This window comes from Aromatoleum toluolicum (genome assembly GCF_012911005.2).
Lineage (GTDB): Bacteria > Pseudomonadota > Gammaproteobacteria > Burkholderiales > Rhodocyclaceae > Aromatoleum > Aromatoleum toluolicum.
This window is the reverse complement of the sequence record NZ_WTVS01000007.1, coordinates 13,623-26,287: the sequence shown is the minus strand read 5'-3', so window position 1 is coordinate 26,287 and position 12,665 is coordinate 13,623. Positions and strand designations below refer to the sequence as shown.

General features: G+C 64.2%; 14 protein-coding genes. 1 reads left to right on the top strand and 13 read right to left on the bottom strand.

All coding sequences use genetic code 11. The annotated features are described in order from the left end of the window. Positions 1 to 37: 37 nt before the first annotated feature. Positions 38 to 940: an acetylglutamate kinase gene (gene argB, locus GPA27_RS04870; RefSeq protein WP_169138178.1), complete on the bottom strand. Its 903-nt coding sequence runs from the start codon at positions 938 to 940 to the stop codon at positions 38 to 40. Positions 941 to 1,056: 116 nt separating this feature from the next. Continuing rightward, a complete protein-coding gene (locus GPA27_RS04865) occupies positions 1,057 to 1,476 on the bottom strand; it encodes an Hsp20/alpha crystallin family protein (protein WP_169138176.1) in 420 nt (139 codons plus the stop codon). 119 nt (positions 1,477 to 1,595) lie between these two features. Between GPA27_RS04865 and GPA27_RS04860 the strand changes: the two genes are divergently transcribed. Further along, complete coding sequence (locus GPA27_RS04860) at positions 1,596 to 1,805, top strand: cysteine-rich CWC family protein (RefSeq protein ID WP_246260943.1); 210 nt, start codon at positions 1,596 to 1,598, stop codon at positions 1,803 to 1,805. Positions 1,806 to 1,827: 22 nt separating this feature from the next. Here GPA27_RS04860 and nudB read toward each other — a convergent pair whose 3' ends face one another. The 11 genes from nudB to GPA27_RS04805 form a co-directional block, all read right to left on the bottom strand. Beyond that, a complete protein-coding gene (gene nudB, locus GPA27_RS04855) occupies positions 1,828 to 2,283 on the bottom strand; it encodes a dihydroneopterin triphosphate diphosphatase (RefSeq protein ID WP_169138174.1) in 456 nt (151 codons plus the stop codon). 8 nt (positions 2,284 to 2,291) lie between these two features. After that, positions 2,292 to 2,735 carry a barstar family protein gene (locus GPA27_RS04850; RefSeq protein WP_169138172.1) on the bottom strand — a complete coding sequence of 148 codons (444 nt, stop codon included), beginning with the start codon at positions 2,733 to 2,735 and terminating at the stop codon, positions 2,292 to 2,294. Between the two features lie 14 nt (positions 2,736 to 2,749). Beyond that, positions 2,750 to 3,115: a guanyl-specific ribonuclease gene (locus tag GPA27_RS04845; protein WP_169138170.1), complete on the bottom strand. Its 366-nt coding sequence runs from the start codon at positions 3,113 to 3,115 to the stop codon at positions 2,750 to 2,752. Positions 3,116 to 3,168: 53 nt separating this feature from the next. Next, complete coding sequence (locus GPA27_RS04840) at positions 3,169 to 4,791, bottom strand: response regulator (protein WP_169138168.1); 1,623 nt, start codon at positions 4,789 to 4,791, stop codon at positions 3,169 to 3,171. Positions 4,792 to 4,968: 177 nt separating this feature from the next. Next, positions 4,969 to 6,768 carry an aspartate--tRNA ligase gene (gene aspS / locus GPA27_RS04835; protein WP_169138166.1) on the bottom strand — a complete coding sequence of 600 codons (1,800 nt, stop codon included), beginning with the start codon at positions 6,766 to 6,768 and terminating at the stop codon, positions 4,969 to 4,971. Between the two features lie 45 nt (positions 6,769 to 6,813). Further along, entirely contained in the window at positions 6,814 to 7,440 is a 627-nt protein-coding gene (locus GPA27_RS04830) for a DUF502 domain-containing protein (RefSeq protein ID WP_169138164.1), read from the bottom strand. 15 nt (positions 7,441 to 7,455) lie between these two features. Continuing rightward, positions 7,456 to 7,716, bottom strand: coding sequence for an FmdB family zinc ribbon protein (locus GPA27_RS04825; protein WP_169138162.1), 261 nt, complete (start codon positions 7,714 to 7,716; stop codon positions 7,456 to 7,458). Between the two features lie 130 nt (positions 7,717 to 7,846). Continuing rightward, the gene (locus tag GPA27_RS04820) at positions 7,847 to 8,698 is read right to left on the bottom strand and encodes a prepilin peptidase (RefSeq protein ID WP_169138160.1); all 852 of its coding nucleotides are present in this window, start codon (positions 8,696 to 8,698) and stop codon (positions 7,847 to 7,849) included. 54 nt (positions 8,699 to 8,752) lie between these two features. Next, complete coding sequence (locus tag GPA27_RS04815) at positions 8,753 to 9,985, bottom strand: type II secretion system F family protein (RefSeq protein ID WP_169138158.1); 1,233 nt, start codon at positions 9,983 to 9,985, stop codon at positions 8,753 to 8,755. Positions 9,986 to 10,001: 16 nt separating this feature from the next. Next, positions 10,002 to 11,717 carry a type IV-A pilus assembly ATPase PilB gene (gene pilB / locus GPA27_RS04810; protein ID WP_169138156.1) on the bottom strand — a complete coding sequence of 572 codons (1,716 nt, stop codon included), beginning with the start codon at positions 11,715 to 11,717 and terminating at the stop codon, positions 10,002 to 10,004. 103 nt (positions 11,718 to 11,820) lie between these two features. Further along, positions 11,821 to 12,648, bottom strand: coding sequence for a cytochrome C assembly family protein (locus GPA27_RS04805; protein ID WP_169138154.1), 828 nt, complete (start codon positions 12,646 to 12,648; stop codon positions 11,821 to 11,823). Between the last annotated feature and the right edge of the window lie 17 nt (positions 12,649 to 12,665).

Genomic DNA, 12,665 nt, shown 5'->3' with positions numbered 1-12,665 from the left:
TTGCGGGCAGCCCCGGCGTCCTTGTGCCAGCTGCGGCTTACTTGCTCTTGATCATCGTGCCGACGCCGTGGTCGGTCAGGATCTCCAGCAGCAGGCAGTGCTCGACGCGGCCGTCGATGATGTGCACGGATTTGACGCCGTTGCGCGCCGCGTCCAGCGCCGAACCGATCTTCGGTAGCATCCCGCCCGACAGCGTGCCGTCATCGACCAGTCCGTCGATCTGGCGCGGCGTCAGGCCGGTCAGCAGATTGCCGTCCTTGTCCAGCACGCCCGGCGTGTTCGTCAGCAGCACCAGCTTCTCGGCCTTCAGGATCTCGGCGAGCTTGCCGGCCACCACGTCGGCGTTGATGTTGTAGGTCTCGCCCTCCTCGCCGACGCCGATCGGCGCGATCACCGGGATGAAGTCGCCCTGATCGAGGAAGGAGATCAGGCTGGGGTCGATCTGCGTGATCTCGCCAACCTGGCCGATATCGACGAGGTCGCCCAAGGGCGCGTCCTTCTTCTGCATCATCAGCTTCTTCGCGCGGATGAAGCTCGCGTCCTTGCCGGTGAGACCCACCGCCTTGCCGCCGTGCTGGTTGATCAGGCTGACGATCTCCTTGTTGACCTGGCCACCGAGCACCATTTCGACGACTTCCATCGTCTCCGCATCGGTGACGCGCATCCCCTGGACGAATTCACCCTTCTTGCCGACGCGCGCCAGCAGCGTTTCGATCTGCGGGCCGCCGCCATGCACGACGACCGGATTCAATCCCACCAGCTTCAGCAGCACGACGTCGCGCGCGAAGCAGTCCTTCAGCTTGGGATCGGTCATCGCGTTGCCGCCGTACTTGATGACGATCGTCTTGTCGAAGAAACGCTTGATGTAGGGCAGGGCCTCGGCGAGGATCTCGGCCTTCAGCGCGGGCGTGACCTTGCCGGTGTCGGGGGATGCGGACATGGAAGCTTCCTGATTGATTGTGCGCCGCCATTCTAAAGAGTCGTGTTGCAAAGCAGAAGCCGCAATCCCCCTTGCCGGAGGATTGCGGCTTGCCGGACGCGAAACAGCGAGCGATGTCAGTCGATCGTCAGCCGCTTTGCCTGCTCATGCGCCTTCTTCGGCAGACTCAGTTCGAGCACCCCATCCTTGAACTTGGCGCTCGATTTGGCCTCGTCGACTTCCTGGCCGAGCTGGAAGCTGCGTGACACCTTGCCGAAATAACGTTCGGTACGCAACACCCGCTCGCCTTCCTTGACCTCCTTCTCCTGCTTGCGTTCGGCACTGATCGACACCACCGGACCATCGATATGGACATGGATGTCCTCTTTACTGATGCCCGGCAGTTCCGCGTGAACCTGGTAGGTGTCGTTGTCCTCCTTCACATCCACGCGCATCTGGGGAGCTTCGCTGGCGCCACCGCCGCCGAAATCGACCGGGCGGACGAAGAAGCCGCGCAGCAGGTCATCGAAGGGGTCGCGACGAATCAGGTTGCTCATGGCTTTCTCCTTTCTTGCAACATGGTCTTCCCAACCCAAATATAGATTCGGAATGGAGCATTTCAAGACCGAAGAAGTGCGCGGGAGTACAATCAACGGCTCACTGGAGCGGATCCCCGATGACCGAAACCCCCCCGCCTGCTGCCGACGCAATGCGCGTCGCACCAACCTGTCCGCGCTGCGGGGCCGCCTTCACCTGCGGAATGCAGGCGGGTGAGCCGGTGTGCTGGTGTGCGGTCTTGCCGCCCCTCTCCGCGGTTCCCGACGAAGGGGCAGGCTGCTACTGCCCGGCCTGCCTGAAGGCGATGCTGGAGACTTCCGGGGGCTGAACGGATCGAACGGCGGATGCCGCTAGCGTCTGCCGTCTTGCGGGTAGTGATCGGGCAGCTGAAGGATCGCGTCGCGATTTGTCCACGAGAAGACCTTCGCTGCAGCCGCTTCCCAAGGCAGCCACAGCGCTGCGTCGTGCTCGTCGGGCGCGAGCGTGACCGGCTGACCGTCTGGCACGCACAAGCTGAACACGTGTTCCGTATTATGCGAGACGTCCGGGGCATAACGGTGACGCCATTCGTCGCGGATCGCGAAACGGTTGCTGTGGCGCCAGTCGACGAGACAATCCGTTCCGGCACCGATCCCGGTTTCCTCGCGAATCTCCCGTAACGCCGCCTCCGCGGGCGATTCGCCCGGCTCGAGGCTCCCCGTGACCGACTGCCAGAATCCCGGCGGTGACACCCTCTGCAGCAACAGGATGTCGAATGCCGCCGTATGCACCACGACCAGCACCGACACCGGCAGCTTGTAGGTCATTGCGTTTGTCACAAGCTGCGCAGGTGGACAATGCCGTCGGCCGCAAGCCCGACGAAGGTCCACAAGGGCGCATCGTCCGCGGTGTGGTCGCGGGCGGCTTCTTCCAGAATCTCGAGTGCGGTCAGGAAGTCCCCCTCCGCCGCGGTGCGAAACCGGTCCGCGTGTTCGAGGATCAAGATGTGGCCCGCAGCCGGCCACCAGCTCATGTCGCTCAGGCAATCCGCGAGCGCGTCCCAGTTGTGTCCGAACCACGCGGGAAAGCGCAGTGCCGCAGCGATGCGGCGCAGGAACTCGGCCTTGTCCTCACAGCCGTTCAGATCGGCACGAGCCACGCCTAGCCCGCCAGATGCGGCGGCCGCAGCGATGGCGACCCCTCCATCGGCGGGCAGGTGGTACACCCCGGCGCCCGAGCCCTTGCGCAGCCGGTCTGCGAGTCGATTCTCGTTTTCCATCGCTTCCTCCCGCGTCAGCGCCGCGGATCTATCCGGCGGAAACTGCGATAGTGGTCGGCGGTGTAGTAATACACCTCGGGAGGATTCCCTCCCGTGACAATCCGGCGTGCGCCGCGGTCATTCTCGCCCGGTGTCGGCACCGTGTACTCGCGGTAGTAACCGCGCGGCTTGTCGGGAAGCAGGCGTTCTCGATTCTGGAACACCGTGCCGTCCTTGCGGTACGGGAAGGGGCCGCCACGGTCGATCAGCACCAGCGTGGCCATCGCCTCCCGCGGGAGTGCGTCCGCTGTCGTCGAGTTGTCCGGTCCGCGGCCGCACCCCGGCAATGCCGCGAGCGCCGTTGCAGCGAACAGCGCGAATCTGAGTATCAGTGCCCGCAAATGGATCCCCTGAGGCTGCTCGGTCCAGGTCGGCCGGAAGTGCCTTCCCGAGGTCAGCTGTCCTGGCGCGGATTGTATTTCCGCACCAGCTGCTGCATGAAGCCGCTCAGCGCATCGAGGCGCGGGTTGCTGGGGTCCAGCCGCCGTGTGCGCGCGATCAGGCCACGAGCCTGGGCCGCGAGGCGCTCGTTCCAGCCGCGGTTCTCGATGTGCCGCAACAGGGCGAGCGCCGCGTTGAAGAGCACGTGCGGATTTCCCGGCATCTTCTGCACCGCGGCCATCATCTCCCGCACTGCGCCGTCAAAGTCGCCCGCCTTGACCATGTCGGCGCCAGCGCTGATCAGCCCACGCACCTCGACATGCACGCGCTCCTCGAGCTCGTTCGACAGATCGCCGTGCCCTCGCTCCTTGAGGATCGCGCGGGTCTTCTCCACCGTGCGTTCGTCTGCGGCGTTGCGCAGGATGTCGATCACCAGCTGACTGCCTTCGGCCTCCATGTGATTGTCCAGGCAGGCCTTCACCAATTCCTGCTTCATGTCGGTCGACAGGGACGACAGGGCGGCGCCGGCCTGCAGCGCGTTCTGGAGCGCAGCCTGCGCGAGATCGGCAGCGCCGGTGCTGGTGTGATAAAGCGCCTTCGACAGCGAGGCGCAAACCGGCGTCGCAGCCATCCCCCCCATGCTCGACTCGAGGTCGCGGATCGTCGACTGCGCTTCCTCGGTACGGCCCTGGCTGAGTTGCGCCCGGACCAGGGTCACGTGGTCCTCCGGATTGCGGAAATCGGAGTACTTGCCCTTGCGTACGACCTCCGCCAAGGTCCGCTCGGCGGCGGGAGCGTCTCCGGCGGCAAGCTGGACGCTGCCGAGATGGCGCAGGCGCCCCAGACGGTGAGGCGAAAGGGCGACCGCGCTGGTCAGGACGTCGCGCGCCTCCTCGATGCGCCCCGTCTCCTCCCGCGTGCGTGCGAGCCAGTCGTAGGCATCGACGTACCGGCTGTTTTCAGCCACCAATGCGCTCAGGATCTCCTCCGCGGCCGCGTAGTCCTTCTTTGCGAACAACATCTTGGCCAGGCCGAGCCGCGCCCACGGTACTACCTTCGCGGCCAGGATCTCGCGGTAGATGGTTTCCGCCTGCTCCGCATGTCCGAGCGCGGCGTGCAGCTCCGCTTCGAGGCGCAGGAAATCGATGCGATAGCGCGGGTGCGTATCCGCCCGGGCCGTGCAGGCCTCGATGGCCCGCTGCGTTTCGCCGGCTTCGATGAGCCGATAGACAGGCAGGAATGTCTCGCGCTTCTCCAGCGCCCGCAGCAGCCGCATGTGCAGCATGTCGGGGGTGAGCGGTTTCAGGATGTAGTCGTTCGGCGCGAGTTCGGCCGCGCTGATCACGCGCTCGTAGTTGCGCTCGCCCGTGATCATGATGAACAGGGTGTCGAGCGGAATGATCTCGTTGTTGCGCAGGTCTTCCAGCAGATGCTGGCCATCCTGGCCATCGCCGAGGCTGTATTCGCTCAGGATGACATCGTAGCGGCGGTCGCGCAGGCGGCTGATGGCCACGCCTGCGGAGGGAGCGAACTTGACGTTGGCAATCCCGAAGCTGTTGAGCATCGACCGCAACTGGCTGCGCATGCTCTGGTTGCTTTCGACGATGAGGAGGTTCAGGCGTTCGAGGTCTGCCATGGTTCCGTTGCGGGCTGTACTGGTGACGCCATGTCGGGGCGTTTTCCAAGCTTACGGCAATGTCGGGGAAATTCTGTAGCTTTTCCGTGCATCCCGTGGTCTATGGCGTGCAGCGCCCAAACAAAGAGGGCAGATGGTCGCCCATCTGCCCTCCGGTTATGCCGTGTACGTGGATCGTCAGGCCTTGGCGACTTCGACCTGCGTCTCGACCTTCTGGCGCAGACGGATATGCAGTTCGCGCAACTGCTTCTCGTCGACCGCGCTCGGCGCGTCGGTGAGCAGGCACTGCGCACGCTGGGTCTTCGGGAAGGCGATCACGTCGCGGATCGACTCGGCGCCGGTCATCAGGGTGACGACGCGGTCGAGGCCGAACGCGAGGCCGCCGTGCGGCGGGGCGCCGAACTTGAGTGCGTCGAGCAGGAAGCCGAACTTGAGCTGCTGCTCCTCGGGGCCGATGTTGAGCGCCTCGAACACGCGTGACTGAACCTCGGCACGATGGATACGGACCGAGCCCCCACCGATCTCCCAGCCGTTCAGCGCCAGGTCGTAGGCTTTCGCCAGGCACTCGCCCGGGTTCGATTCGAGCATTTCGATATGGTCATCCTTCGGGCTCGTGAAGGGATGGTGGCAGGCGACCCAGCGCTTGTCGTCCTCGTCGTACTCGAACATCGGGAAGTCGACCACCCACAGCGGGCACCAGGCATCGCCGGTGACGTAGCCCTTTTCGTGGCCGAGCTTGATGCGCAGGGCGCCGAGGGCGTCATTGACGACCTTGGTCTTGTCGGCGCCGAAGAAGATCAGGTCGCCGGACTGCGCGCCGGTGCGCTCGAGGATGGTGCGCAGCGCGGTCTCGTGGAGGTTCTTGACGATGGGCGACTGCAGGCCCGCCTCGTTCGGCTGCGCGGCGTCATTGACCTTGATATAGGCGAGGCCCTTGGCGCCATAGATGCCGACGAACTTGGTGTACTCGTCGATCTCGCCGCGCGTCAGGGCGGCGCCGCCGGGAACACGCAGCGCGGCGACACGGCCGCCGCTGGTCGCCGGACCGCTGAATACCTTGAAGGCCACGTCCTGCACGGCATCCGTTACTTCGGTCAGTTCCAGCGTCACGCGCAGGTCCGGCTTGTCCGAGCCGAAGCGGCGCATCGCCTCGGCGTAGGTCATGCGCGGGAAAGGATTCGGCAGGTCGACCGCGAGCGCTTCCTTGAACACGAAACGGATCATGTCCTCCATGATCGCGGTGATTTCGGTCTCGTTCAGGAACGAGGTCTCGATATCGACCTGGGTGAACTCCGGCTGGCGGTCGGCACGCAGATCCTCGTCGCGGAAGCACTTGGTGATCTGGTAGTAGCGGTCGAAGCCGGCAACCATCAGCAGCTGCTTGAAGAGCTGCGGCGACTGCGGCAGCGCGAAGAACTGGCCCGGATGCACGCGCGACGGCACGAGGTAGTCGCGGGCGCCTTCCGGCGTGCTCTTCGTGAGCATCGGCGTTTCGATGTCGATGAAACCCTGTGCGTCGAGGAAGCGGCGGAAAGCCATCGCAACCTTGTAGCGCAGCATCATGTTCTTCTGCATCTGCGGACGGCGCAGGTCGAGCACCCGGTTCACCAGCCGCACGTTCTCGGACAGGTTGTCGTCATCGAGTTGGAAGGGCGGCGTCGCCGAGGCGTTGAGCACCTCGATGGTGTGGCACAGCACCTCGATCTCGCCGGACACGAGGTTTGCATTCTCGGTGCCCGCCGGGCGGCGGCGCACCTTGCCGGTCAGATTGATCACGTACTCGTTGCGGATCGATTCCGCGGTACGGAAAGTTTCGGCGCGGTCGGGGTCGCACACGACCTGCACGAGGCCCTCGCGGTCGCGCAGATCGATGAAGATGACCCCGCCGTGGTCGCGGCGACGGTGTACCCAGCCGCACAGGGTCACGGTCTGGTCGAGGTCGGCGGCGGTTACCTGTCCGCAGTACTTGGTTCGCATGGGTTCAGTTCCGAAACTAAGGCGCGGCCGCTGCGGGCCGCGAGGTTACTCATTCAGGAGCGCCGAGCGCGCTGGAGCGACGTGCGCGGGAGGTGCCACCACGCCCATCGAGATGATGTACTTCAGGGCTTCATCGACACTCATGTCGAGCTCGATCACGTCTTCCCTGGCCATCATCAGGAAGAAGCCCGAGGTGGGGTTCGGTGTCGTCGGCACATAGACGCTGACATGCTCACCCTTGAGGTGAGTGGCTGCGTCGCCGCCGGGCTTGCCGGTGAGGAAGGCGATCGTCCACGAGCCCTGGCGCGGGTACTGGACGAGCAGCGCCTTGCGGAAAGCCTGGCCGGAGCTCGAAAACAGCGTGTCCGAAACCTGCTTTACCCCGTAATAGAGCGATTTGACCACCGGGATGCGGGCAAGGAGCGCCTCCCAGTAGCGGACGACCTTCTGCCCGATGACGTTGGCCGCAACGAGGCCGGTGCTCAGCAGAATGACCAGGCCGAGCACGAGGCCGGCGCCGGGAATGTCGAAGCCGAGCAGGTTCCGCGGCTGAAGTCCGTCAGGCAGCCATTCGATGATCTGGTCGAGCGTGCCGACGATCCATGCCAGGACCATGAAGGTGATCGACAGCGGGATCCAGATCAGCAGTCCGGTGATGAAGTACTTTTTCACGTGCCGCGGTCGCCCTCAACCCGGGTGGCAGGCGCAAGCGCCACCGCAGCCAGCCGGCGCAGCGGCGGGTTCGGCCTTCGCCGGGGTGGAACTGCCGCCCTTGAAATCCGTCGCATACCAGCCGGTGCCCTTCAGCTGGAAGCCGGCTGCGGAGAGCAGCTTCTGATAGCTGCCCGTGTTGCAGGACGGGCAGACGGTTAGCGGCTCGTCGCTCATCTTCTGGAGATGTTCTTTCTGGAACCCGCAGCTGTCGCAACGATATTCATAAATGGGCATGGCAACCTCCGGAAATCAAGCGTCTAAGTCTAGCGCAACGCAGCATTGGCGAGAAGGGAGCCACCGGTCGCGCGCGAGCAAGGCGGCTCTTGCCCCATTTGGGGGCACCTGGCGGGTCTTCAAGCCCGTGTCAGAGCTTGCCGAGATAGAGCTCCGTCAGGGTCTGCCCCCAGAACATCGCCAGCACGCCCGCCGCAGCGAGATAGGGGCCGAACGGGATGGGGACGTTGCGGCCGTGGCGCGCGAACACGATCAGGCCGATGCCAACCGCTGCACCCACCAGCGACGAGAATAGGATCGTCAGTGGCAGCATCTGCCATCCCAGCCACGCCCCGATCGCGGCAAGCAGCTTGAAGTCGCCATAGCCCATGCCTTCCTTGCCGGTCGCGAGCTTGAACAGCCAGTACACCGACCACAGCGCAAGGTAGCCGGCCATCGCACCGATCACGCTCGCCGAAATGTCCGTATAGGTGCCGGTGAGGTTGAGCGCGAGTCCCAGCCAGAGCAGGGGCAGCGTCAGGCTGTCGGGTAGAAGCTGGGTGTCGAGGTCGATGAAGGCGAGCGCGATCATCGTCCAGACGAAGGCCAGGGCGCCAAGTGCCGCAAGGCCGAAACCGAAATGCCAGGCGGCGTAGCCCGACAGGACGGCCGTCAGCATCTCGACGATGGGATAGCGGCGGCTGATGGACGCGCTGCAATGGCGGCAGCGCCCCCGCAGCATCAGGTAGCTCACGACCGGGATGTTCTCGAGTGCCGTGATCATGTGCCCGCAGTGCGGGCAGCGCGAGCGTGGGGTGGCGAGGTTGAACGTGTCCTGCTGCGGGGAGGGCTCGTTGCGCAATTCCGCGGCCTGTGCATGCCATTCGCGCTCCATCATCTGCGGCAGGCGATGGATCACGACGTTCAGGAAACTGCCGACGAAAAGGCCGAGAAGCGTTGCGAGGAAGGTGAACAGGAGCGGGTCGCGGAGGAAGTCTGGCATGGGAGGGCTTGCGTGGTGCCGCCCGGCATGTGCGCGCCGGGCGGCAGGGAGGGGTCAGACGACCTGGCCGAGCTTGAAGATCGGCAGGTACATCGCGACGACGAGGCCGCCGATGACCACGCCGAGGAAGACCATGATGAGCGGCTCGAGCAGGGTCGACAGGCCGGCGACCGCATCGTCCACTTCCTGTTCGAAGAAGTCGGCAACCTTGCCGAGCATCGCGTCGAGTTGGCCCGACTCCTCGCCGATCGAGACCATCTGCACGACCATGCTGGGAAAGACGTTGGAGTTCTGCATCGCTACCGTCAGGCTGGTGCCGGTGCTGACCTCGGTCTGGATCTGCTTGGTTGCCGTCAGGTACACGTAGTTGCCCGCGGCTCCCCCGACCGACTCGAGGGCTTCGACGAGCGGCACGCCTGCCGCGAACATCGTCGACAGCGTGCGCGTCCAGCGCGCGATCGTTGCCTTCAGGACGATCTCGCCGACGACGGGCAGCTTGAGTATTATCCGGTCGAGTGCGATCTGCATCGCCGTCGAGCGCTTGTATGTGTAACTGATCGCGGTGATCACCCCGGCAATGATGCCGAATATGATGTACCAGTACGCGACGAAGGCGTCGGAGATTCCGATCACCATCATCGTCGGGGCGGGCAGTTCGGCGCCGAAGCTCGCGAACACCTTCTTGAACTCGGGCACTACGAACAGCATGATCACGGTCACGACGATCGCCGCGACCACAATGACCGCCATCGGGTAGAACATCGCGGACTTGATCTTGCCCTTGATCGCGAGGATTTTTTCCTTGTAGGTCGCGATGCGGTCGAGAAGTCCGTCGAGAATACCTGCCTGCTCGCCGGCTCCGACGAGGTTGCAGAACAGCTTGTCGAAATACACGGGATGCCTGCTGAAGGCCTGGGAGAGGCTGGAACCGGTTTCGACGTCGTTGCGTACCTCGTTCAACAGTCGCGCCAGGCTGGGGTTGCCGGACCCCTTGATGCCGATGTCGAAGGCCTGCAGCAGCGGGACGCCGGACTTCATCATCGTCGCCAGCTGGCGCGTAAACAGCGCGATGTCCTTGTCGGTGATCTTGTGGCCCCGGGACATCTTGGCCTTCTTGACCTTGAGGACCTGCACGCCCTGACGGCGCAGCGTGGCCTGAACGACCGATTCGCCGCTCGCGCGCATTTCGCCGCGCACCTGCTTGCCGTTCTTGTCCTTGCCCTCCCACGTGTAGAGGGTTTCCTTGGGGCCGGTGGCGGCGCCTCTGGCTCGGGTGGTGGTCGCCATGAGCTTTCGATGTTCCCTATTCGTTGGTTGTGGCGAGCACTTCCTCGAGCGAGGTCGCACCCTGTTTCACTTTCAGCAGACCGGACTGGCGCAGGTCGCGCACGCCTTCGCGCTGAGCTTGAGCCGCGATGTCCATCGAATTGCCGTTAGTCATGATGATATGGGCAATTTCTTCGGAAATGGGCATGACCTGGTAGATACCCAGGCGCCCCTTGTAGCCGCTGCCCTTGCAGCGCTCGCACCCGACAGGGCCATACGGGCGCCAGCTGCCGTCGAGGTCTTCGCCGCTGAATCCCGCTTCGAGCAGGGCTTCGACCGGGATGTCCACCGGCTGCTTGCACGTGCACAGCCGTCGCGCCAGGCGCTGTGCGGTGATCAGGATTACGGAGGATGCGATGTTGAACGGCGCGACGCCCATGTTGCGCAGGCGCTCGAGCGTGGTCGGGGCGTCGTTGGTGTGCAGCGTCGATAGCACCAGGTGGCCGGTCTGCGCCGCCTTGATCGAGATTTCGGCGGTCTCGAGGTCGCGGATTTCGCCGACCATGATCACGTCCGGATCCTGACGCAGAAAGGCGCGAAGCGACGCGGCGAAGGTCAGACCGGCCTTGTCGTTCACGTTGACCTGATTGATGCCGGCCAGGTTGATTTCCGCGGGATCCTCGGCGGTCGAGATGTTAACGCCCGGCTTGTTCAGGATGTTGAGGCAGGTGTACAGCGACACGGTCTTGCCCGAGCCGGTTGGGCCGGTCACGAGAATCATCCCGTACGGACGCTCGATCGCGTCGAGCAGCACTTTCTTCTGTTCCGGCTCGTAACCGAGCGCGTCGACCCCCAGCATCGCCGAGGATGCATCGAGAATACGCATTACGATCTTTTCGCCATGCAGGGTCGGCAGCGACGACACGCGGAAATCGATCGACTTGTTCTTGGACAGGACGAGCTTCATGCGTCCGTCCTGGGGGATGCGCTTCTCGGAGATGTCCAGACGCGAGATGACCTTGATGCGTGCCGCGATCTTTTCCTTCAGGATCAGCGGCGGCTGCGCTATTTCCCGCAGGATGCCGTCGGTACGGACGCGGATCCGGTAGTACTTCTCGTACGGCTCGAAGTGGATGTCGGATGCGCCTTCGTTGATCGCGTCGATCAGGACCTTCTGGATGAACTTGACGACCGGGGCGTCATCGACTTCCGCTGAGGCGTCCTCGCTTGCCTGCTCCGCGGTCTCCTGGTCCTGCAGGAGGTCCATGTCGAATTCTTCGCCCGTCAAATCCTTGAGCGTGTCTTCGGTCGATTCGGACAGTGTTTCGGCGAGGCGTGCCAGGCGGTCGGCTTCGACGACGATGAGGTCGACCTGCATTCCGGTCTGGAAGCGGATCTCGTCGAGCGCGCGCATGTTGGACGGGTCGGCCGTCGCAACGGTGAGGCGATTCTGGCGCTTGCCCAGCGCGACGACCTGATGCTTGGCCATCAGCTTGCGGTCGATCGCGTCGCGGGGGATGCTGGCGCGATCCACCGACGAGATATCGAGCAGCGGATAGCCGAAAGTTTCGGCTGCGAACCAGGCTACGGCCTTGGTGTTCAGGAGCTTGCGCTGCGCAAGTTCGAGGATGAAGCCGTTCGGGACGGCTGCCGCGCTCTTGGTGCACGCCACCGCATCGGCTTCGGAGAGCCGGCCGTGCTGGATCAGTGCTCGCGCGAGTCCGCTCAGGGCGGTCTGGGGGTTTGCTGCCATGTCCCGGTCTTAGCTAACTGACATTTGATCTTGCCCGCCGCGTAATGAATTGTAAAGGCCGCGGTCGATACGTCTGGCGGCAGTCCGGGCCGCCTGTCCGGGATCAGGAGGTGCGTCCGAGAAGCACCTCGAGTACGAAACGGCTGCCGACGTACGCAAGCACCAGCGCAATGAAGCCGGCCAGCGTCCAGCGCAGCGCGACGCGTCCGCGCCAGCCCCAGACGCGCCGTCCGACGAGCAGGGCTCCGAAAAGCAGCCACGAAACGATTGCGAAGACCGTCTTGTGGTCGAGGCGGAAGGCTTGTCCGAATAGTGCTTCCGAGAACACAACCCCCGAGCTCAGTGTGAGCGTCAGCAGGATGAACGCGATTCCGATCAGGCGGAACAGGAGCGTCTCCATCGTCAGAAGCGGGGGCAGGTTCGCGAACGTCCTGGTGAGCCGTCCGCTGTGCAGCTGCCGCTCCGCGATGGCCATCAGCATCGCGTGCAGGGCTGCCAGCGTGAATACGCTGTAGGCGAGCATCGCCATGATGAAGTGGGCGCGGAATCCGGGGCTGCCGGCATTCACGAGGATATGCTGCCCCGGAAAGCCGAGGGGCAGCAGGCTGCCTGCCACGCCAGCGGCGACGACGACGCCGTGGAGGCCGTCGAGGCGGGCGTAGAAAGTCTCGATCCAGTAAAAGCACACCGCCAGCCAGATGACCAGCGATACGGCGAACCCGAAGCCGAAACGCATGCCTTCGCCGGGGAACAGTTCTCCCTGCAGTGCCCAGCCATGGGCAAGGATCGCGCCGAACATCGTGAGCCGTTCCGCGGTCGACATGCTGCGCCTCGGCTGATTCGGCGCTGCCTGTGCCGTGACTCGCCAGAAGTGGGCACCCAGTACCGCGTAGAGCGTCGCGGCGAACAGATGAAGTAGAATGGTTTGCATAGTTCCCCGCAGTTTAC

Bases quoted from the DNA above. Each gene is read 5' to 3' on its own strand.
- pilB (WP_169138156.1), bottom strand. From the start codon at position 11,717: ATGGCAGCAAACCCCCAGACCGCCCTGAGCGGACTCGCGCGAGCACTG.
- GPA27_RS04805 (WP_169138154.1), bottom strand. From the start codon at position 12,648: ATGCAAACCATTCTACTTCATCTGTTCGCCGCGACGCTCTACGCGGTA.
- aspS (WP_169138166.1), bottom strand. From the start codon at position 6,768: ATGCGAACCAAGTACTGCGGACAGGTAACCGCCGCCGACCTCGACCAG.
- GPA27_RS04820 (WP_169138160.1), bottom strand. From the start codon at position 8,698: ATGCCAGACTTCCTCCGCGACCCGCTCCTGTTCACCTTCCTCGCAACG.
- GPA27_RS04815 (WP_169138158.1), bottom strand. From the start codon at position 9,985: ATGGCGACCACCACCCGAGCCAGAGGCGCCGCCACCGGCCCCAAGGAA.
- GPA27_RS04860 (WP_246260943.1), top strand. From the start codon at position 1,596: ATGACCGAAACCCCCCCGCCTGCTGCCGACGCAATGCGCGTCGCACCA.
- GPA27_RS04825 (WP_169138162.1), bottom strand. From the start codon at position 7,716: ATGCCCATTTATGAATATCGTTGCGACAGCTGCGGGTTCCAGAAAGAA.
- GPA27_RS04865 (WP_169138176.1), bottom strand. From the start codon at position 1,476: ATGAGCAACCTGATTCGTCGCGACCCCTTCGATGACCTGCTGCGCGGC.
- GPA27_RS04840 (WP_169138168.1), bottom strand. From the start codon at position 4,791: ATGGCAGACCTCGAACGCCTGAACCTCCTCATCGTCGAAAGCAACCAG.
- GPA27_RS04850 (WP_169138172.1), bottom strand. From the start codon at position 2,735: ATGGAAAACGAGAATCGACTCGCAGACCGGCTGCGCAAGGGCTCGGGC.
- nudB (WP_169138174.1), bottom strand. From the start codon at position 2,283: ATGACCTACAAGCTGCCGGTGTCGGTGCTGGTCGTGGTGCATACGGCG.
- argB (WP_169138178.1), bottom strand. From the start codon at position 940: ATGTCCGCATCCCCCGACACCGGCAAGGTCACGCCCGCGCTGAAGGCC.